Origin of the sequence: Rhodococcus sp. NPDC059179 (assembly GCF_042754885.1) — a bacterium.
Lineage (GTDB): Bacteria > Actinomycetota > Actinomycetes > Mycobacteriales > Mycobacteriaceae > Rhodococcus_G.
The window spans coordinates 218,494-237,794 of record NZ_JBHZBV010000001.1 but is presented as its reverse complement, the minus strand read 5'-3'; the positions used below and the strand labels follow the sequence as shown (position 1 = coordinate 237,794).

19 protein-coding genes are annotated in these 19,301 nt (G+C 70.2%); 7 read left to right on the top strand and 12 right to left on the bottom strand.

Annotated features, from left to right (window positions below; translation table 11 throughout):
* Positions 1–7: 7 nt before the first annotated feature.
* Positions 8–1,582: an MFS transporter gene (locus ACFXMV_RS01090; protein WP_378498921.1), complete on the bottom strand. Its 1,575-nt coding sequence runs from the start codon at positions 1,580–1,582 to the stop codon at positions 8–10.
* Between the two features lie 92 nt (positions 1,583–1,674).
* On the opposite strand from ACFXMV_RS01090, the gene ACFXMV_RS01085 reads away from it, so the two are divergent.
* From ACFXMV_RS01085 to ACFXMV_RS01065, 5 genes are all read left to right on the top strand, one after another.
* Positions 1,675–2,340, top strand: a complete 666-nt coding sequence (locus tag ACFXMV_RS01085; RefSeq protein WP_378498922.1) for a TetR/AcrR family transcriptional regulator — start codon at positions 1,675–1,677, stop codon at positions 2,338–2,340.
* Between the two features lie 144 nt (positions 2,341–2,484).
* A complete protein-coding gene (locus tag ACFXMV_RS01080) occupies positions 2,485–3,138 on the top strand; it encodes a serine protease (RefSeq protein ID WP_378498923.1) in 654 nt (217 codons plus the stop codon).
* Positions 3,139–3,145: 7 nt separating this feature from the next.
* Complete coding sequence (locus tag ACFXMV_RS01075; RefSeq protein ID WP_378498924.1) at positions 3,146–3,952, top strand: translation initiation factor; 807 nt, start codon at positions 3,146–3,148, stop codon at positions 3,950–3,952.
* 19 nt (positions 3,953–3,971) lie between these two features.
* On the top strand, positions 3,972–5,144 hold the full coding sequence (locus tag ACFXMV_RS01070) for an acyl-CoA dehydrogenase family protein (RefSeq protein ID WP_378498925.1): 1,173 nt from the start codon (positions 3,972–3,974) through the stop codon (positions 5,142–5,144).
* A 73-nt stretch (positions 5,145–5,217) separates the two neighbouring features.
* The gene (locus ACFXMV_RS01065; protein WP_378498926.1) at positions 5,218–5,952 is read left to right on the top strand and encodes an MBL fold metallo-hydrolase; all 735 of its coding nucleotides are present in this window, start codon (positions 5,218–5,220) and stop codon (positions 5,950–5,952) included.
* Here the strand turns inward: ACFXMV_RS01065 and ACFXMV_RS01060 are convergent, their stop codons facing one another.
* From ACFXMV_RS01060 to ACFXMV_RS01020, 9 genes are all read right to left on the bottom strand, one after another.
* A complete protein-coding gene (locus ACFXMV_RS01060; RefSeq protein WP_378498927.1) occupies positions 5,953–6,993 on the bottom strand; it encodes an adenylate/guanylate cyclase domain-containing protein in 1,041 nt (346 codons plus the stop codon).
* On the bottom strand, positions 6,986–8,698 hold the full coding sequence (ilvD, locus tag ACFXMV_RS01055; RefSeq protein ID WP_378613119.1) for a dihydroxy-acid dehydratase: 1,713 nt from the start codon (positions 8,696–8,698) through the stop codon (positions 6,986–6,988). Before ilvD ends, ACFXMV_RS01060 begins: the two co-directional genes overlap by 8 nt.
* 2 nt (positions 8,699–8,700) lie before the next feature.
* Positions 8,701–9,288, bottom strand: a complete 588-nt coding sequence (locus tag ACFXMV_RS01050) for a TIGR03086 family metal-binding protein (protein ID WP_378498929.1) — start codon at positions 9,286–9,288, stop codon at positions 8,701–8,703.
* Positions 9,289–9,306: 18 nt separating this feature from the next.
* A complete protein-coding gene (locus ACFXMV_RS01045) occupies positions 9,307–10,089 on the bottom strand; it encodes a VOC family protein (protein WP_378498930.1) in 783 nt (260 codons plus the stop codon).
* Between the two features lie 101 nt (positions 10,090–10,190).
* On the bottom strand, positions 10,191–10,538 hold the full coding sequence (locus ACFXMV_RS01040; RefSeq protein WP_378498931.1) for a hypothetical protein: 348 nt from the start codon (positions 10,536–10,538) through the stop codon (positions 10,191–10,193).
* A 208-nt stretch (positions 10,539–10,746) separates the two neighbouring features.
* Positions 10,747–12,210, bottom strand: a complete 1,464-nt coding sequence (locus ACFXMV_RS01035) for an MFS transporter (protein WP_378498932.1) — start codon at positions 12,208–12,210, stop codon at positions 10,747–10,749.
* 99 nt (positions 12,211–12,309) lie between these two features.
* Positions 12,310–13,224 carry a hypothetical protein gene (locus ACFXMV_RS01030; protein ID WP_378498933.1) on the bottom strand — a complete coding sequence of 305 codons (915 nt, stop codon included), beginning with the start codon at positions 13,222–13,224 and terminating at the stop codon, positions 12,310–12,312.
* A 147-nt stretch (positions 13,225–13,371) separates the two neighbouring features.
* Complete coding sequence (locus ACFXMV_RS01025) at positions 13,372–14,220, bottom strand: 3-hydroxybutyryl-CoA dehydrogenase (protein WP_378498934.1); 849 nt, start codon at positions 14,218–14,220, stop codon at positions 13,372–13,374.
* Between the two features lie 51 nt (positions 14,221–14,271).
* Complete coding sequence (locus tag ACFXMV_RS01020; RefSeq protein WP_378502694.1) at positions 14,272–15,891, bottom strand: AMP-binding protein; 1,620 nt, start codon at positions 15,889–15,891, stop codon at positions 14,272–14,274.
* A gap of 94 nt (positions 15,892–15,985) precedes the next feature.
* Between ACFXMV_RS01020 and ACFXMV_RS01015 the strand changes: the two genes are divergently transcribed.
* The gene (locus tag ACFXMV_RS01015) at positions 15,986–16,840 is read left to right on the top strand and encodes a response regulator transcription factor (protein ID WP_378502695.1); all 855 of its coding nucleotides are present in this window, start codon (positions 15,986–15,988) and stop codon (positions 16,838–16,840) included.
* A gap of 12 nt (positions 16,841–16,852) precedes the next feature.
* On the opposite strand, the gene ACFXMV_RS01010 is transcribed toward ACFXMV_RS01015, so the two are convergent.
* Positions 16,853–17,530, bottom strand: coding sequence for a sterol desaturase family protein (locus tag ACFXMV_RS01010; protein ID WP_378500894.1), 678 nt, complete (start codon positions 17,528–17,530; stop codon positions 16,853–16,855).
* The gene (locus tag ACFXMV_RS01005; protein ID WP_378502696.1) at positions 17,527–18,249 is read right to left on the bottom strand and encodes a FadR/GntR family transcriptional regulator; all 723 of its coding nucleotides are present in this window, start codon (positions 18,247–18,249) and stop codon (positions 17,527–17,529) included. Before ACFXMV_RS01005 ends, ACFXMV_RS01010 begins: the two co-directional genes overlap by 4 nt.
* Before the next feature lie 191 nt (positions 18,250–18,440).
* Between ACFXMV_RS01005 and ACFXMV_RS01000 the strand changes: the two genes are divergently transcribed.
* On the top strand, positions 18,441–19,202 hold the full coding sequence (locus tag ACFXMV_RS01000; protein ID WP_378500896.1) for an SDR family NAD(P)-dependent oxidoreductase: 762 nt from the start codon (positions 18,441–18,443) through the stop codon (positions 19,200–19,202).
* Positions 19,203–19,301 lie beyond the last annotated feature (99 nt).

Below are 19,301 nucleotides of genomic sequence, written 5' to 3'. Positions count from 1 at the left end.
CGGACGCTCACTCGGTCTCTGAGGTCACCAGATCGGTGTTGTCGGCGTTGCGCTCGACCGTCGCGGTGCGCGCCCGTCCTGGTGCCCAGATGCCGACGAGCACCGCGGACACCAGCATCACCCCGGCCAGCACGTAGGACGCGTCCGACATCCCGCCCATGAACGCGCCGCGGGCGAACTCGGCGAGCTGCTCTCCCTGTGGGCCACCTCCTATCCGGGCCACCTCGAGCGCCGCGGCCAGTGAACTGCCCACGTACTCCTTCGCGATCTCCGGCGCCGCGGCGACCGCGGGCGCGATGTTGTGGCTGTAGCTGGCCGCGAGCAGGCTGCCCGCGAGCGCGGTCCCGACGGCCGCGCCGATCTCGCGGGTCGTGTCGTTGACCGCTGATGCGACGCCCTGCTTGCCGTCCGGGGTGTTCTCGACGATGCCTGTGGTCGCGGGCGCGGTGCAGAGGCCGAGGCCGAGGCTGAAGATCAGCAATGCGACGACGGCCGGTCCGTATCCGCCGTCGGCCTCCAGCCTGCCGAGCAGAATCAGGCTGAACCCGGCAAGCGCGAGCCCGGAGGCGGTGAGCGCACGCATCCCGAGCCGGGGGATCAGCCAGGGGGTGAGCACGGAGACGGCGATCATCGGCACGGCCATCGGTGCCAGCGCGAGCGCGGACTGCAGCGCGGTGTAGTCGAGCACCAGCTGCATGTACTGGATGATCAGGAAGAACAGGCCGAAGGTCGCGACGAACTGCAGGGTCAGCGAGGCCGCGCCGGCGCCGAACCCGCGGACCCCGAACAGGCGCACGTCCAGCAGCGGATGTTCGCGGCGGAGCTCGACGGCGGCGAACGCCACCCCGGCCGCGATGCCGACGATCAGCGCGACGGCCACCACGGGATCGGTCCAGCCGCGGATCGGGCCCTCGAGCAGGCCCAACACGAACAGGCCGATCGACGCCATGGAAAGCAGCGCCCCGGGGATGTCGAAGGCAGGCGGGTCCTGGTCCCGGGATGACGGCAGGGTCCAGGCAAGGGCGAACAACGCGAGCCCGGCGACGACGAAGCCGACGAAGATCGATTGCCATTGCCATCGCTCGAGCAGCAATCCGGACACCAGGAGGCCGGCGATCCCGCCGACCGCGGCGACCCCGGCCCAGATGGCCACGCCCCGCGCTCGCTGCGCAGGCGGGAAGCTCACGGTCAGCAGCGACAGCGTTGCGGGCATCACCAGGGCGGCGCCGATGCCTGCGGCGGCGCGCGACCCGATCAGCCACAGCGGCGAGTCGAGGAAGATCGGGACCGCGGACGCCGCGGCAAACACCAGCAGCCCGATGGTCAGCACACCGCGGCGGCCGTACCGGTCGCCGAGCGCGCCGGCGGGCAGCAGCAGGGCCGCAAGGGTGAGGGTGTAGCCGTCCACGATCCACGTCAGCTGACTCTGGGTTGCCCCGGTGTCGAGGGCGAGTCCCGGCAGCGCAGAGTAGAGCGCCGCGGCCGCGGCCATGACCATCGCCACGGCCGAGCACACCACCGTGAGCGTCCATACTTCTCGGGCGGACATCTTGATTTTGGCGGACTCGGTCGGACCGTTCATCAGCGCCTCCGGGGAAGAAAACAAGACTGTCAGTATCGTTTGGAGACCGATAGTTCCACAACCCCAGCATTCCCACAGTCACTGGAGGTGGCATGGGCGACCAGCAGCCCGCCGCGGCGGCCGAAGCCGATTCTCGCGAGGACCCCCGCAAGGTCCGCTCCCGCGCACGCCTGCTCGACGCGGCGACCGCGCTGCTGGCCAAGGGCGGCACCGAGGCCGTCACCATCGATGCGGTGACCAGGGCGGCGAGGGTGGCCCGCGCGACGCTGTACCGGCACTTCGACAGCGGGACCGAACTGGTCGCGGCCGCGTTCGGGCGGCTGATTCCGCCGGCGGCGACGCTGCCGGAGGGCGGTGACCTGCGGGAACAGCTCGTCGCGGTGCTCACCGACCAGGCGAAGCTGATCGAGGCCGCGCCGATGCAGCTGACCGCGCTGTGCTGGCTCGGTATGGGGCCGGGCCTCGTCGAACGTGCCGCCGTGCCTGGGGCGGGCGGCGCCGATCGCCCCGAGTTGAGGTCGTTGCGCCGTCAGATCGCGGAGCAGTACCGAACGCCCTTCGACCGAATCTTCGCGAGTGAGGGGGCCAGGGCGCTGCTCGGTGACATGGACTACGAGCTGGCGCTGGCGCAGCTGCTCGGGCCGGTGGTGTTCACCAAGCTCGCGACGCTGCGGCCCCTCGGCCCGGAGGCCTGCGCGCGGATCGTCGACGACTTCCTGGCCGCCCGTACCGTGCGGGGTGAATCCTCACCCGGCTAAAGGCTGGGTACCGACGCCGCTACGGATCTATGATCGAGGGCACCCCACGGTTCGATCGTGAGGCCCAGCCGACAAGGCAGTCGATCATCAAAGGTGAGATGGGGCCGAGACATGACGACGACAGACGTCCGGAGGGGACAGACGATGTTGAAAAGACTCGCAATTCTATTCGCCATGGCGGCGGCCATGGTCTCCCTCGTCGGTGTCGGTCCCGCCGCGGCCGCAGGCCCAGCGGTGCTGGGTGGTGGCTCCGGGATCATCGTCGGCGGCGAGGCGATGTGCACGCTGACCACCATCGGGCATGACGGCGCCGGTCGCCTCGTCGGCATCACGGCAGGGCACTGCGGTGAACCGGGCGCGGCAATTGCGTCCTCGCACAACGAAGAAGCGGGCATCCTCGGCCACATGGTCAGCAAGAGCACCCAGTGGGATTACGCGGTCATCGAGTTCACCCCGGGCAAGGTCGTCCCGGTCAATCGGGTCGGCAACGTCACCATCACCGGCTTGGGCGCGCCTGCCAACTTCCCGGATATCGTGTGCAAGGAAGGCCTTCGGACCGGCAACACCTGCGGCATCACCTGGGGAGACCTGGTGCAGACCCACGAGACGTGGACCCAGATGTGCGTCATCGAGGGTGACTCCGGAAGCCCGGTCGTGCGTGGCACTACCCTGGTCGGCATGGTGAACGCTTACGTGGGATTCGCATGCATCGGACCGGAACTCGGCACAAATATCGACGTGATCATGGCTGACATCAACGCCGGCGGCGGCGTTGGCGCGGGCTTCCGCCCCATCTAGCCCCGGAATGCCACCACGCAAGCGAAGCGGCGACAGCCTCACCGCGCAGAATCTGACCGAGCTGACCGAGGCACTCGCCGCGGGTAAGCGCGCCACCGTCTACCTGATCGAACCCACACCGAGCCTGGGCCTTGCCGCCGGATGTTCCGCGCGGGTGCTCTCCGTGCAGGGCAGCACGCTGATGCTGCGACCGAAGGGCGTCAACGACGAGCTGCCGTTCGAGGCCGACGAGCTCCGGCTGACCAGGAACCCGACCACGGGGCAGGCAAAGGCCAAGGGTGCCAAGGCCGCTCCCGCGAAGGCCGCGGCTCCGGCGAAGGCCGCGGCTCCCGCCAAGGCCGCTCCCGCCAAGGCCGCTCCCGCGAAGGCCGCGGCTCCCGCGAAGGCCGCCGCTCCCGCAATCCCCCCGACCCGACCGAAGGCATCCGTGACCGCACCGAAGGCCCCCGCATCGATGACGCTCGCACCGAGGCCGGAGACGCCCCCAACGGACGGCCCGGCCACCGCGCCGCTGAAACGCGCGCGCAGGCCCAAGGATCCGGCCAGCGTGAGCGTCACCCTGCACGCCGAGGCGGGCAACGAGTGGACGGTCACGGTGACCCACGGCGAACGTCGCCCAGGTCGCGCGGCCCCGGTGTCCGCCGACGCCGTGGAACGCGCGGTGCGCGAGCTCGGTGATCCCGCCGCCGAACAGGCGGTCGCCTCCGTGCTCACCGCCGCCCGCGACGCCGCGGCCAAGCGGGTCGAGGAACTGAGCAGGCAACTCGCCGAGGCACAGAACACCCTTGCTTCGCTCGGCGCCGACGGCGTCTGACCCGAATCGGAGGAGCCCGATGTCCGTGCCGCAGAGCGTCTCCCAGCTGTTCTCGCTCGACTCGCTGCTCGACGAGGAGGAGCTGGCGATCCGCGACACCGTTCGCGGGTTCGCCGCGGAGCGGATCCGGCCGCATGTCGCGGAGTGGTTCGAGGCGGGCACGCTGCCCGCGCGCGAGCTCGCGGTCGAGCTCGGTCGAATGGGACTGCTCGGCATGCACCTCGAGGGGTACGGCTGCGCCGGGACGAGCGCGACGGCGTACGGGCTGGCCTGCCAGGAGCTCGAGGCGGTCGACTCGGGAATCCGGAGTCTGGTGTCGGTGCAGGGGTCGCTGGCGATGTTCGCCATCCACCGTTTCGGCTCGGAGGAGCAGAAGCAGCAGTGGCTGCCGCGGATGGCAACCGGAGAGGCCCTCGGCTGCTTCGGGTTGACCGAACCCGACTTCGGCTCCAACCCCGCGGGGATGCGCACCGCCGCCAGGCGCGATGGCGGCGATTGGGTGCTGCGCGGCACCAAGATGTGGATCACCAACGGCTCGGTCGCCGACGTCGCCGTGGTGTGGGCGCGCACCGACGACGGCATCCGCGGGTTCCTGGTCCCCACCGACAGCCCCGGCTTCTCGGCGCCCGCGATCAAACACAAGCTGTCCCTGCGGGCCTCGGTCACCTCGGAACTGGTGCTCGACGACGTGCGACTTCCCGCCTCGGCAATGCTGCCCGAGGCGAGCGGGCTGTCCGGGCCGCTGAGCTGCCTCGGCGAGGCTCGGTTCGGCATCGTGTTCGGTGCGCTCGGCGCCGCCCGCGACTGCCTGGAGGCCGCGATCGACTACGCGGGCAGCCGCGAGGTGTTCGACAAGCCGCTGGCCGCGTTCCAGCTGACCCAGGCGAAGCTGGCGGACATGGCGCTCGAGCTCGGTAAGGGGCAGCTCCTTGCGCTGCATCTGGGGCGGCTCAAGGACCGTTACGAGTTGCGCGCGGAGCAGGTGAGCCTCGGCAAGCTGAACAGCGTCCGTGAGGCGATCGCCATCGCCCGCGAATGCCGGACCATCCTCGGCGCCAACGGCATCACCCTCGAGTACCCGGTGCTGCGGCACGCCAACAACCTGGAGTCGGTGCTCACCTACGAGGGCACCTCCGAGATGCACCAACTGGTGATCGGACAGGCGCTCACCGGTTCGTCGGCGTTCCGGTAGTCGACTGGTCTTGTGCTCGCCATCGTCGGCGAGCAGGCTGTTTCAGGGGGCCGTGAGGTGAGCGGAGCCGGAAATGGACACAGAAACGACCGAGATCGCATCGGACATCTACCGATTCTCGACCTACGTCAGTGACGCCAATCTGGTGGTGAACCAGTACCTCATCGACGGCGAGGAACCCCTGCTGTTCCACATGGGCCAGCGGGCGCTGTTCCCCCTCGCCTCCGAGGCGGTGAGCCGGGTGATCCCGCTCGCCCGGCTGCGGTGGCTCACATTTGGACACGTCGAGGCCGATGAGTGCGGGTCGATGAACTCGTGGCTTGCCGCCGCACCCAACGCGGAAGTCGCCCACGGTGCGCTGAGTTGCTTCGTCCAGGTCGACGACCTGGCGGACCGGAAGCCCCGGCCGCTGCAGGACGGCGAGGTGATAGACGTGGGCGGCAGGCGGGTGCGGCACATCGACACCCCGCACGTGCCGCACGGGTGGGATGCCTGCCTGGTGTACGAGGAGACGACGTCGACGCTGCTGTGCGGCGACCTGTTCACGGCGTTCGGCCGGCCCCCCGCCGTCACCGAAAGCGAGATCGTCGGCCCCGCCATGGCGGGGGAGGAGATGGGCCGTGCGACGGCGCTGACTCCCGCCCTCGGGCCGACCATCCGGGGGCTGGCGGACCTCGCGCCCGCGACCCTCGGGCTCATGCACGGGCCCGCGTTCACCGGGGACTGCCCGGGGGCGCTCCGCGACCTGGCCGCGGCCTACGAGGAGCGATTCGAGGCCGAGGGGCAGCGGCTGCGCGGGCCGGGGTGATCAGGCGTCGCGTGCCCGCCGCAGTGCGTGCGCCTTGAGTCGGCTGAACCCGCGCACCCGCAGTGACCGCAGCGACCTGAGCCGGAGTTCGTGGTCGCCTTCCAGCGCGGACGCGAGCGCGCTGTCGACGAGCACCGCCCCCGGCCGCGCCGAACTGGTCAGGCGCGCAGCGATGTTCACCACGGAGCCGTAGACGTCGCCGAACCGCAGCAGGACCGGGCCCTGGGCCATGCCGACGCGGAGGGCGGGCAGGTCCACCGTGGCGAGGGCCGCATCCTGCAGCGCCAGCGCGATCTGGGCGGCGTCGGCCGGTTCCTCGACCGCGAACATCACCTCGTCGCCGAGGTTCTTGATCACCCAACCGCGGCCCTGGCTGATGACCGTCGTTGCGGTCGACTCGAAGTCCTCGAGCAGACGGGTCAGTTCGTCGATGTCGATGCGCCGGGTCAGGCTGGTGTAGCCGACCATGTCCGCGAACCCGATCACCAGGGTGCGGCTGTCGGAGCCCTTGCCTCCGCTGTCCAGGAAGCGCGCCGCGTTGGAGGCCAGGTGTCTGCGCCACACATACGACTGCAGGCTCTGCAGCGTGGGCAGCATCTGCTCGGCGACCAGGGTCGCCTGTGCGGCGACGGCGAGCACGTCGGCCTCGCCTGCGCCGCCGGTTCGCCGAACTCGTTCCAGGATATGGCTGTTGAGCAGGCCGAGCTGCCATTCCGCCAGCCGGGCGAAGGACTGTCCCAGCGCACGGGTCACCGGGACCTCGAGCTCGGCGTCGATGATCCCGGCGTCCACGAGCGAGGTGATGCTGCGGAGCGCCGCGACGTCGGCGTCGGTGAACATCGGAGCGTCCGGGTTCGTATCCATGGCGAAACCCATTGCCACCCAGAGACGTTGCGCACGCTCGAGGGGTACCCCGGAGACCTCGGCGACCTGGTCGCGGGTGTACTTCATCTCGCCGCCGAGCAGATTCCGCTCCACCTCGGCCTGGATCAGCGCGAACTCCGGCGCGGCCTGCTGCTCGGCTGCCGCGTCCTCATCCACACACGGCTCCGCGCGACGCCGAACCGACCAGCTTCGAGTACTTGGCGAGCACACCCCTGGTGTAGCGGGGCGGCAACGGCGCCCAGCCCTCCGCCCGCTTGGTCAGCTCGGTCTCCTCGAGCAGCACATCCAGTCGGCCCGACGCGACGTCGAGCCGGACCTGGTCGCCGTCCCGTACGTGTGCGATCGGGCCGCCGTCGACGGCCTCGGGTGCCACGTGTCCGACGCAGAGCCCGGTGGTGCCGCCGGAGAACCGCCCGTCGGTCAGCAGCAGCACGTCCTTGCCGAGCCCGGCGCCCTTGATCGCCGCGGTGATCGCGAGCATCTCGCGCATCCCGGGCCCACCCTTGGGGCCCTCGTAACGGATCACCACGGCGTCGCCCGCGGTGATGGTGCCGTCCTCAAGGGCGTCGAGAGCGGCGCGCTCCCGGTCGAAAACCCTTGCCGTGCCGGTGAACACGTCGGACTCGAAGCCTGCGGACTTGACCACGGCGCCACCGGGCGCGAGCGACCCGGACAGGATGGTGATGCCGCCGGTCGGGTGGATCGGCGTGCTCATCGCCCGGATCACCTTCCCGTCGGGGTCGGGCGGGGCGATGTCGGCGAGGTTCTCCGCCACGGTGCGACCGGTGACGGTGAGGCAGTCGCCGTGCAGCAGGCCCGCGTCCAGTAGCGCCTTCATCATCACCGGTACGCCGCCGATGCGGTCGATGTCCGTCATCACGTGCTTGCCAAAGGGTTTGACGTCGGCCAGGTGCGGGACGCGGGTACCGACACGGGCGAAGTCGTCCAGGGTCAGCTCGACGTTCGCCTCGTGTGCGATCGCGAGCAGGTGCAGCACCGCGTTGGTGGACCCGCCGAAGGCCATCACCACCGCGATCGCGTTCTCCAGCGACTCCTTCGTGATGATGTCCGAGGTGGTGATGCCGCGCCGGAGCAGTTCGACCACCGCCTCACCGCTGCGCCGGGCGTAGCCGTCGCGGCGCCGGTCGGTGGCGGGGGGTGCCGCGCTGCCGGGCAGCGACATGCCCATCGCCTCGGCCGCGCTGGCCATCGTGTTGGCCGTGTACATCCCGCCGCACGCGCCCTCTCCCGGGCAGATGGCCCGCTCGATGGCGTCCACGTCCTCGCGGCTCATCAGTCCGCGCGAGCACGCGCCGACGGCCTCGAACGCGTCGATGATCGTCACCTCGCGCTCGCTGCCGTCGGACAGCTTCGCGATCCCGGGCAGGATCGACCCGGCGTAGAGGAACACGCTGGCCAGGTCGAGCCGGGCCGCGGCCATCAGCATGCCCGGCAGCGACTTGTCGCAGCCGGCGAGCAGCACCGAGCCGTCGAGCCGTTCGGCCTGCATCACCGTCTCGACGCTGTCGGCGATGACCTCGCGGGAGACCAGCGAGAAGTGCATGCCCTCGTGCCCCATCGAGATGCCGTCGGAGACCGAGATGGTGCCGAACTCGAGGGGGTAGCCGCCGCCCGCGAACACGCCGTCCTTGCAGGCCTTCGCGAGCCGGTCGAGCGAGAGGTTGCACGGGGTGATCTCGTTCCACGAGGACGCCACCCCGATCTGGGACTTGCCCCAGTCGGCGTCGCCCATGCCGACCGCGCGGAGCATGCCGCGGGCGGCGGTCTTCTCGAGGCCGTCGGTGACGTCGCGGCTGCGGGGCTTGATGTCGGGGACGTTCGGGTCGTCGGACACGGGCATCATCATCCTCCGGTCGGGTCAGGTGTGGACGCGGAACGGGCATCGCGTCCCGTCACGGCCAGCAGGCGCACCTGCAGCGGGGCGTCGTCCGGTACGGAAACAGGGCTTGCGAATAGTCCGGTGGCGCTCAGCATCTCGCGCTGTGCGTCCGCCTCCTCCCAGACCGCGGCGACCAGGTCGGCGTCGAGGCTTTCCTCGAGCCCGGCGGCCCGGGCGAGGTCCCAACTGTGCACGGTCACGTCGAAGACCTGCTCGCGCAGGTACCGCTCGATCGGCACAGCGCCGTACGAGAGGTGCACCAGCGTCGCGGGCGGCGCGACCTCCCAGGCCGCGGACGCGAGCCCGGAATAGCGGTGCCACTCCGCGACGAGGTCGTCGCCGAGCGGGTGCACGTGCTTTTCGGCCTCGGCGACGGTGAGCCCACCGACCAGCGGTGGCACCCACTGCTGCTCGACGATCACGTGCCGCACCAATTGCGCGGTGTCCCAGTCGGTGTCGGGCGTGGGGGCGGACCAATCGGTGACCGCCTCGACCCTGGTTCCGAACTCACGGTGGGAGCGGCGTTGCAGCTCCAGCCAGCCCAGCGCCATGTCAGGCTCCCCGTCGTCTCACTGTCCGGCCGGTGGTTGGATCACGCTGAAGACGGCGCCCTGCGGGTCCGCGACCACCGACATCCGGCCGACCTCGGGCACGTCGAACGGCTCGGCCAGCACCCGGCCACCGGCGGCCTTGAGCCTCGCGACGGTCTCGTCGGCGTTGTCGGTGGCGAAGTACACCTGCCAGTGGGCGGGGATCTCCGGCATTCGGGGCGGGGCGCAGCCGCCGACCTGGTCGTCGCCGACCTGGAGCACCGTGTACTGCCCGCCCTCCATCTCCGTGGTGGTCCCGGTGAGACCGAGCACGGCCTCGTAGAACGGGAGCGCCTTTTCCGGTGCGGCGGTGATCAGCTCGTTCCAGATCAGCGTGCCCGCCTCGTTGACCAGGCCCGCCCCGATGTGGGTCCCGGCCTGCCACAGCCCGACCGCGGCGCCGGAGGGGTCGACGACGTACGCCATCCGGCCGGAGGGGTCGATGTCGAAGGGACCCACCAGCACCTGCCCGCCCGCAGGTGCCACCTTCGCGGCGGCCGCGTCGACGTCGTCGACCGCCAGGTAGGTGTTCCACACCGGCGGCAGGTCCTCGGGGACGTCCGGCGGCATCGCGGAGGCAGCGGCGACGTACTGGCCGCGCAGCTTCGCCATCGAATAGATGCCGCTGCCGTCCGGCGCGGGCATGTCCTCGAATTCCCAGCCGAAGAGCCCGGCGTAGAACGACTTCGCGGCCTCGGGATCGGTGGTGGACAGGTCGACCCAGTTCGGGGTCCCCTGCTTGTAGCTCGAACGGGTGGGCATTGCTGCTCCTCTCGGTCGGTGCGGGCGTGACGCCCCATCGACCACGGTTCCAGCACCCGCGACGTTTGGGAAGGGGAAACCCGACCCGATTCGGTCCGCCGTCAGATGGCCCGGCACGCCTCCCGCAGGTTCGCCACCACGGTCTGGTTCGTGTCGACGCCGCCGTTGACCAGGGCCACCGTCAGCCGGGCCACCGAGGACACCGCGGGATCGGCGTCGGCGGCGTAGCGCTCGAGCTGCGTGGTCAGGGCCGGTGCGAGCGCGGACCGCACGTCGGCCTGCAGCCCCTCCCAGCCCGCGTAGAGCTGGCAGGCCGCGGCGGCGGTGGCGATCCCGCTGTCCGCGTTCAGGAGGTCGCGGGCGGCGGCGGAGTCGTCCAACGCCTGCTGCGCGCTCGCCGACAGCTGCGACACCGCGCCCTCGACGTCCTGAGCGCTGCACGCGGACAACGTGATTGCGCAGGCGGACGCGCTCAGACCTGCGATCAGGATTCGACGCTTTCTGGACGCTCCGCGGGCTCCGCGTCGATGGGACCGAGACATCGGCACTCTCTCACTCTCTGCTGGCGGACGGACGGCCGGGGACGGCCGGTAGACATCCAAGCACGCGCACCCGGGAGGTCCTGACGGATTCCGCTCGCGAGGCATCGGGAATCCCTCAGGATTCGTGCGCCCGCTCCGGCTGCACGGCCGGGGCCGAAATGTCACAGTGCGGTTGGCAGGCCACCGACTCCTCGTCGACCACCGCTGGCACCGCCACCGGGATCATCGAGACGGCCAGGACCGCACCGAGCACCAGCAGGACCGCACAGATCAGCATCGCGACGTCGAATCCGTGGGAGAAGGCCGCCGGATCGGAGAAGTCCGAACCGACGATCCCGGCCAGCCCAGGCAGCGCCGCGACGGCGAGCAGCTGGCTGCTCCGCGCGATCGCGTTGTTCACCCCGGACGCGATACCGGCACGGTCGGTCGACACCGAGGTGAGCACCGCCGCCGTCAGGGGCGCCACCAGTGCCGACAGTCCGAGTCCGAACACCAGGACACCGGGCAGCACGTCGGTCAGGTAGGAGGCGCCCGGGCCGATCCGCAGCATCAGCAGCAGGCCTGCCGCGGCGAGCAGCGGCCCGGCCGTCATCGGCAGTCGTGGACCTCGGTGCTGCGCGAAGCGTCCGGCTCGCGACGAGAACACCAGCATCAGGACGGTGATGGGCAGGGTGGCGACGCCGGAGGCCAGCGGTGAGTACCCGGCCGCGAGCTGCAGCTGCAGCACCAGCAGGAAGAACACCCCGCCGAGCGCGGTGTACACGGCCAGGGTCACCAGGTTCGCGGCGACGAACACCCGCGAACGGAACAGCGCGGGCGGGACCAGCGGATTTGCGGAGCGCCGCTCGACGATGACGAACGCCGCGAACAGCAGCACCCCGACCGCCCCCGGCAGCCACCGCGTGCCGATCAGGCCGAGGGTCAGCGAGCCGAGGGCGAGGGCGGCGAGGGCGGCGCCGAGCACGTCGAGCCGGCCGTGGGCGTGCGGGTCGCGGCTCTCGGGGACGTGCCGGGCGGCCACCCACACCACCGCGGCCGCGAGCGGGAGGTTGATCAGGAACACCACCCGCCAGCTCGACACCTCGACGATCCAGCCGCCGAGCATCGGGCCGATCGCGGCGGCCACCCCGCCGAGGCCGGACCACAGCCCGATCGCCGCGCCCCGGTCGTCGGGGTCGATGGCGGCGGACAGCAGCGCCAGGCTGCCGGGGGTCAGCAGGGCGGCGCCGACGCCCTGCAGGATCCGGGCGAGCACCAACAGTTCGATGCTGGGGGCGAGCCCGCACAGCAGCGAGGCGACGGCGAACCAGACCGTCCCCCAGACGAAGACCTTGCGCCTGCCGAGGCGGTCACCGAGCGCGCCGGCCAGCAGGATCAGCGAGGCCAGGGTGAGGGTGTATCCGCTCAGCACCCACTGCAGCCCCGCGACGTCGGTGTCGAGGTCCTCGCGGATCCGAGGCAGCGCGATGTTGACGACGGTCGCGTCGAGCATGGCCAGCGACGAGCCGAGGACCGTCGCCAGCACCACCCAGCGTCCGGACGACGAACGCAGGCGGACCGTCGCACCGGGCGCGTCCATGCGCCAACCGTACCCACACGCAATCCGCACCCGGGTTGTACGCGTCGCGGGCGCAATCGCCGGCGCGACGGGCTAAGGCGGGGTGCGGATCCACGGGGGCTAGCAGATCTCGAACCCGCGTCGGATTCGCCGTGCGACGACGTCAGGGGTGCTGAGCTCGCGCCAGACCCACCGGACAACCATGAACCCCTCCGCGCGGAGCAGGTCCTCGCGCGCCTTCTCGGCGATCACCGCGTCGTCCGCATCTTGATCGGGTGCACGATCCTTCTTGTACTTGCCGAGTCCATCGAACTCGCCGACCAAGCCGCACTCCCAGAAGAAGTCGACCCGCCCAATGGTTCCGTCGGATCCCGACATCCACCGTTGCAGATCGGGTTTCGGCAACCGTAGGCGGTGCATGAGTACCCGGCTTCGGGACTCGCCGACACTCTCGCTACGCCCGTCCATGAAGGCGACCGCGCGTGCCGCAGCGTTGACGCCGGACCGATGGTGCGCCGACGCGACGGCAACGGCGAGCTCATCGGGTGTGACGAGCTTGTTGTGCAGGGCGCAATCGCCGACGACGACGGCCTGCTCGAACGGCACGGTGCGGGCCAGGTCGACGACCGTTCGCGCGGCGGATGTACAGCGCACGCCTGCGCGGACCGTCACCTCGTCGTCTCGGAACGGCGTCGCGTGCAGGTGTCGCCGTCGACCGCGTTTGCCGCCCTGTCTACGGTCGACGGTCTGGTGTACCCGGTCCAGCGGAATGGCCCACACGTCGATCCCGTGCAGGACCGCGGCGGATACGTGGCTCACCACCGCATCGGGATTCGATGCGGTGGCGGTGGCGATTGTCAGTGCCCTGTGTTGCCCGGCAGTGTCGAGTGCGGCGAAGTCGGCGGCGCGCAGGTACGAGCCCGGGCGGATCGGGACCAGATCGCCGGTGGTGCGGGCGCGCCGCAGTTCGCGATCGGTGTTCCCGTCGCCCAGCGCCTCGGCGCGGCGGATGGCGCCGTCTCGGAAGGAGTCCACGGGTCGACGCTGTCAGCAGGTGACCGTGGATACCAGACCCGGTCCGGCGCCCTGTGGATAGAACTCAATCCGCACCCCGGTTGCACGCGTCGCGGGCGCAATTGCGGGCGCGACGGGTGCAACCGGGGTGCGGATCGGCGGAGCTGCCTAGCTGTAGTCGTAGAAGCCGCGGCCGGACTTCTTGCCGAGGCGACCGGCCTCGACCATCCGGCGCAACAGGGCGGGCGGGGCGTAGTGCGGCTCGGCGAACTCGCCGTACAGCGACTCCGACGCGGCCAGCGCGATGTCGAGGCCGACGGTGTCGAGCAGCGTCAGCGGGCCCATCGGGTAGCCGCAGCCGCCCTTCATGGCCGCGTCGATGTCCTCGGCGGTGGCGTAGCCGGACTCGAGCATCCGGATCGCGGACGTGAGGTACGGGATCAGCAGCGCGTTGACGATGAAGCCCGAGCGGTCCCCTGCCTGCACGGTGGTCTTGCGCAGGGTGTTCTTGGCGTAGTCGGTGACGGCCTTGGCGGCCTCGGGGGAGGTCACCAGCGTCGAGATGATCTCGACCAGCGGCATCACCGGCACCGGGTTGAAGAAGTGCACGCCCACGACCTGCTCGGGACGCGACGTGGCGCCCGCGACCTTGATGACGGGGATCGAGGAGGTGTTGGTCGCCAGGATGCCGGACGGCTTCACGATCTTGTCGAGCTTGCCGAAGATCTCGTACTTGAGCGCCTCGATCTCCGGCGCGGCCTCGATGACCAGGTCGCGGTCGGCGAACTCCTCGATGTCGAGGGTCACGCGCACCCGCGCGATCGCGGCGTCCGCCTCTTCCTGGGTGATCTTGCCCTTGGCGACGCCACGGGTGATCGACTTCGCGATCCGGTCCTGCGCGGCGTCCGCGAACTCCTGCTTGGTCTCGAGCACCAGGACCGAGCTCCCGGACTTGGCGCACACCTCTGCGATGCCGGCACCCATCGTGCCGCCACCGATCACTCCGACTAGCTCCACTGTCATTTCTCCAAACCCGTCTAGGTCGTCTTGTCTCGGGGAGTCATTGTGCTACCCGTGGGTAACGGTGTCCTCGCCCGCCCGCAACTCGTTCTTGCGGATCTTCCCCGTCGGGGTCCGCGGCAGGTCCGTCGCGAAGGCGATCTCGCGCGGCACCTTGTAGCCGGCGAGCAGGCCGCGGGCGTGCGCGATCAGCTCCTCCGCGGTGACGGCGGCGCCGGGCCGCAGCAGCACGAAGGCCTTCGGGCGCTCGCCCCACTTGTCGTCCGGGACGCCGACCACCGCGACATCGGCGACCGCGGGATGCGAGGCGAGCGACTGCTCCACTTCGACGGTGGAGATGTTCTCGCCGCCGGAGATGATGATGTCCTTGGCCCGGTCCTTGAGCTGGATGTACCCGTCCGGGTGCATGACGCCGAGGTCGCCGGTGTGGAACCAGCCACCGTCGAACGCCTCCTCGGTGGCCTTCTCGTCCCGGTAGTAGCCGAGCATCACGTTGTTTCCGCGCAGCACGATCTCGCCCATCGTCTCGCCGTCGGCGGGGACGTCGCGCATCTGCGGATCGACGACGCGCGCCGTCTCGGCCTGCAGCATGCCCACGCCCTGCCGCGAGATCAGCACCGCGCGCTCGGCCGGGTCGAGCGCCGCCCACGACTCCTGTGGCTCGCAGATCGTGTACGGCCCGTACACCTCGGTGAGGCCGTAGACGTGCACGACGGTCGCGCCAAGCGACTCGAGCCGACCGATGATCGCCGGGGACGGGGGAGCGCCCGCCGTGGTGATCCGCAGCGGCGTGGTGAGCGGGTGCGCCTGCTCCGCGTCGGCGATCGTGGAGCAGACGGTGGGGGCGCCGCACAGGTTGGTGATGCCAAGGGTGTCGATGGCGTCCCAGATGGCGTCGGCGCGGACCGCCCGCAGGCACACGTGGGTACCACCGGCGGCGGTGACGGCCCAGGGCGTGCACCAGCCGTTGCAGTGGAACATCGGCAGCGTCCACAAGTACTTGGTGTCGCCGGTGAACCCGTTATGGAAGGTCTCGCCGAAGGAGTTCAGGTAGGCCCCGCGATGGGAATACATGACGCCCTTGGGTTTTCCGGTGGTTCCGGAGGTGTAGTTGATCGCGATGGTCTGCTGCTCGTCGTCGACGCCCCACACCAGCGGCTCCGCGTTCGCCGCGTCGACGCTGCGCAGGAAGTCCCCGTAGACGGCGGTCGCGACGCCGGTCACCGGGTCCGGGAGGACGATCGTCGAGTCGGGGATCTCGACGATCTCCCGCACCGACGGCACCCCGTCGCGGACGGTCGTGACCGAGCCGAGGAACTCCGAGTCGACGAACAGGATGCGGGTGCCGGAGTGGTCGAGGATGTACTCGAGCTCGGGTCCGGCCAGCCGCGAATTCAGCGCGATCAGCACGCCACCGGCCAGCGGCACCGCGAAGTGCGCCATCAACAGTTCGGGCGTGTTCGGCGAGAGGAAGGCGACCCGGTCGCCGGGTTCGATCCGCTCACGCAACACGTGCGCGAGCTGCTCGACCTCGGCCGCGAACCCCCGGTAGGTGTAGTGCCGGTGGCCGTGGATGATCGCGGTGCGGTCGGGGAAGACCGAGGCCGAGCGTTCCAGGAAGCGCAGGGGACTGAGCTCGGAGTGATTGGCGGTCGGGGTGGTGGGCATGCGGCTACCTCGTGTGACGGGGCTTACAGGTGGTTGCCACGACGTTAGGACCCACTCGGACGAGGTCGCTACCCTACGAAGTGGGTATGTGCTGATGAACGACATGATGAGACCGAGCGACGAGGACGCGCTGCGCGGCGAGCTGCGACTCCTGCGCGGTCGGACGCCGTTCACCGTCCTGTTCGCGGGCGCCGTCGAGAACGGCCGGATGCGGCTGTCCGGGTTCGCGGGCACGAGGAGCGCGATCCTGCGGGGCCTGGTCATCGACGCGCGCTGCGGGCTGGGCGGTCGCGCGATCGCCGAGCAGCGCCCCGAGTCGGCCCCCGACTACTTCAACTCCCGTCACATCACCCACGACTACGACGTCCATGTCGCCAGGGAGGGCATCGAGTCCCTGCTCGCGGTCCCGGTCGTGGTGCGGGGCGCCACCCGAGCGGCGATCTACGGGGGGCTGCGATCGCGGCAGCCGATCGGCGACGCGATGGCCGACGAGGTGATGCGGTCCGCGAACCGCCTGGCCAGGGAGATCGAGATCCGCGACGAGGTGGACCGCCGCGTCGCCATGATCGCCAACGCCGGAGCCGAACCCGGTTCGCCCCTGCACGGCGCGGCGGTGTCCGAGCGGATCACCGAGAGCTACCTCGCGCTGCGCAGTCTCGCCGGGGTGGTCGGCGACGAGGCCGTCGCCGACCAGCTGCGCGCGGTCGAGGACACGTTGCGGTCGTTGACCGCAGGCGGCGTCCCGGACCCGACGGTGACGCTGTCCCCGCGCGAGTTCGACGTGCTCTGCCACGTCGCGCTCGGCTGCCGCAACGCGGAGATCGCCGACCGGCTGACGCTCAGCGTGGAGACCGTGAAGACCTACATGCGCAACCTGACGGCCAAGCTCGGGGTGAGCAGCAGGAACGAGGCGGTGTTCGAGGCCAGGAAGCGGGGGCTGTTGCCCTGATGCCCTGCGGCCTCAGGCGCCGCGGGCCGCGCCCGCATGCAGGTTCTTCGCGGTCGGCGAGGTCGGCACCTGCTTGACGTCCGGGTAGGTGTGCAGGACCCGGTCGGCGGTGCCTGCGGTGGTCACGGTGAACCAGTAGTGCTCGTTCTTGTAGTGGTGCTGCCGGTGGTTGAGCCAGATCGCATGGTACATCCGGGATTTCGGGCGGTAGTCGCTGTGGATCAGGTAGTGCGTCCACTCGTAGGCGAGTCCGATCGCGCCGATCACGATGAGGAAGGTCAGCGCGAGTCCCGGCCGGGGGAAGGCGAGCAGCGCGCCCACGATCAGGGTCGGGATCAGCAGGACCAGCGTCTGCCAGGGGATGAAGATCAGCGGCACGTCCCGGGGGTCGGCGTGGTGCTCGCGGTGGCTGCGGGCCAGGTGCGAGTCGAGGGTCAACCCGGCGAAACGCTTTGGCCGCCAGTGCAGGATGCATACGTGGATGGCCCATTCGAGGAGCGGGAACGCGGCCAGCATGACAATCGGCAGCCAGGCGTCGCTCACCTGCCAGTCCCCGACGAGGAGGCGGCCGACCAGGGCCGCTGCCAGCATTGCGGAGATCATCCACGGGGACGGATGTCGAACGAACTCCGCGGCGCTGGTGCGCAGGGTCACCGACTGCCTGCGCGCCGACCGTGCGGACGTGCTCATGTCGCCGCCTCCAGGTTGTCGATGACTGTGCTGATCGCCGTGGTGCCCAGGTCCAGGAGCTCGACCGCCAGGCGCTGCGCGGCGTTCTCGTCTCGTGCGGCGATGGCTTCGGCGAGACGGGCGTACGCATCTGTTTGTCCCACTTCGGCTTTCATCACCTCGCCGAGGGCGGCCATCGTGGGCTCGTAGGCCTGCCGCAGGCTGTTGAAGATCAGCCGGAACGCGATGGAATCTGCGCCGTCGACGACGATCTCCCAGAAGGCCAGCGCGTGCCGTTGCAGGGCAACGGGATCGTCGTCCCCGCCGAGCGCGTGAACCGTCGCCCGCAACTGTGCGGTGAGTTCGGGCCCCGACCGGGTGGCCGCCAGCCGTGCCACCTGGGATCCGATCATCATCCGGGCCTCGAGGACGCTGCGAACCACGGCCCAGTCGGGCTGCCCGGCGCGGAGGAGAAGCCCCGGCAGCAGCTCGGGGCCGCCGTGGCGCCGGAAGTCCTTGACGGACGTCGAATCTCCCTGCCGCACCTCCACGAGGCCGGCGTGCGAGAGCTTCTGCAACGCCTCCCGGACGGCGGGCCGGGAGACCCCGAGCGCCTCGGCCAGGTGACGCTCGCTCGGTAGCGAGTCGCCCGCGGCGAGCTCGCCGCCGAGGACGCGGGCGGAGATCTGCTCGAACACTGCGCCTGATGCGGATTGCCGCACGATCGGGTCGAAGACCATGCATCGACGCTAGGCCCATAGTGGTCAGTGGTCAAGTGGTCAGACCAGTGCCGGGGTGGCGTCGTTGTCGCCGATGATTGACTATTCTCATACCGCAGCCGCAAACTAAGCGCGCGCTTAGCTTTGTCCAGAGGTACGTGGTGAGAAGGTCGGCCGCCGTGCCGAGAACTTCCGCACCAAAGGAGAAAATGATGGGGATACTCGACCGGTTCCGTCTGGACAACAAGGTCGTCGTCGTGACCGGGGCCTCGTCGGGGCTCGGGGTCGCCTTCGCGGTCGCCTGCGCGGAGGCGGGGGCCGATGTCGTGCTCGCGGCCCGTCGCGTCGAAAAGCTGGAGCGGACAGCCGAACTGGTGCGGAACGCGGGCCGGGAGGCACTGTGCGTGGCGACCGACGTCGCCGATCCGGACCAGGCTCAGCAGATGATTGATGCCGCGATGGAGCGTTTCGGTCGGGTGGACGTGCTGGTCAACAATGCCGGGATCGGCACGGCGCACCCCGCGACGCGGGAGACGCCGGAGCAGTTCCGTCAGGTGATCGATGTCAACCTCAACGGCGCCTACTGGGCGGCGCAGGCCTGCGGTCGCGTCATGCAGCCCGGCTCGGCGATCGTCAACATCTCCAGCATCCTCGGCCTGACCACCGCCGGTTTGCCGCAGGCCGCCTACGCCGCCAGCAAGGCCGGGCTGATCGGGCTGACCCGTGACCTGGCCCAGCAGTGGGGTACCCGCAAGGGCATTCGGGTGAACGCGATCGCGCCCGGCTTCTTCAAGTCGGAGATGACCGACTCCTACCAGGACGGGTACCTCGACAGCATGGCGCCGCGGTTGGTCCTCGGCCGGATCGGCGACCCGGAGGAGCTCGCGGCCACCCTGGTCTGGCTCGCCTCGGACGCGGCCGGCTACGTCACCGGCCAGACCATTCCGGTCGACGGCGGACTCACCATCACCTGATCGGCCTGCCGCACGAGACCGGGTCTGGCACAAACTCTTTGGCGCCGTCACAAAACCATTGGGCTCCGAATGGGTGTGTGACGGCGCGAGAAGGCGTGT

Bases quoted from the DNA above. Each gene is read 5' to 3' on its own strand.
- ACFXMV_RS01090 (WP_378498921.1), bottom strand. From the start codon at position 1,582: ATGAACGGTCCGACCGAGTCCGCCAAAATCAAGATGTCCGCCCGAGAA.
- ACFXMV_RS01085 (WP_378498922.1), top strand. From the start codon at position 1,675: ATGGGCGACCAGCAGCCCGCCGCGGCGGCCGAAGCCGATTCTCGCGAG.
- ACFXMV_RS01080 (WP_378498923.1), top strand. From the start codon at position 2,485: ATGTTGAAAAGACTCGCAATTCTATTCGCCATGGCGGCGGCCATGGTC.
- ACFXMV_RS01075 (WP_378498924.1), top strand. From the start codon at position 3,146: ATGCCACCACGCAAGCGAAGCGGCGACAGCCTCACCGCGCAGAATCTG.
- ACFXMV_RS01070 (WP_378498925.1), top strand. From the start codon at position 3,972: ATGTCCGTGCCGCAGAGCGTCTCCCAGCTGTTCTCGCTCGACTCGCTG.
- ACFXMV_RS01065 (WP_378498926.1), top strand. From the start codon at position 5,218: ATGGACACAGAAACGACCGAGATCGCATCGGACATCTACCGATTCTCG.
- ilvD (WP_378613119.1), bottom strand. From the start codon at position 8,698: ATGCCCGTGTCCGACGACCCGAACGTCCCCGACATCAAGCCCCGCAGC.
- ACFXMV_RS01050 (WP_378498929.1), bottom strand. From the start codon at position 9,288: ATGGCGCTGGGCTGGCTGGAGCTGCAACGCCGCTCCCACCGTGAGTTC.
- ACFXMV_RS01045 (WP_378498930.1), bottom strand. From the start codon at position 10,089: ATGCCCACCCGTTCGAGCTACAAGCAGGGGACCCCGAACTGGGTCGAC.
- ACFXMV_RS01035 (WP_378498932.1), bottom strand. From the start codon at position 12,210: ATGGACGCGCCCGGTGCGACGGTCCGCCTGCGTTCGTCGTCCGGACGC.
- ACFXMV_RS01020 (WP_378502694.1), bottom strand. From the start codon at position 15,891: ATGCCCACCACCCCGACCGCCAATCACTCCGAGCTCAGTCCCCTGCGC.
- ACFXMV_RS01015 (WP_378502695.1), top strand. From the start codon at position 15,986: ATGAACGACATGATGAGACCGAGCGACGAGGACGCGCTGCGCGGCGAG.
- ACFXMV_RS01010 (WP_378500894.1), bottom strand. From the start codon at position 17,530: ATGAGCACGTCCGCACGGTCGGCGCGCAGGCAGTCGGTGACCCTGCGC.
- ACFXMV_RS01005 (WP_378502696.1), bottom strand. From the start codon at position 18,249: ATGGTCTTCGACCCGATCGTGCGGCAATCCGCATCAGGCGCAGTGTTC.
- ACFXMV_RS01000 (WP_378500896.1), top strand. From the start codon at position 18,441: ATGGGGATACTCGACCGGTTCCGTCTGGACAACAAGGTCGTCGTCGTG.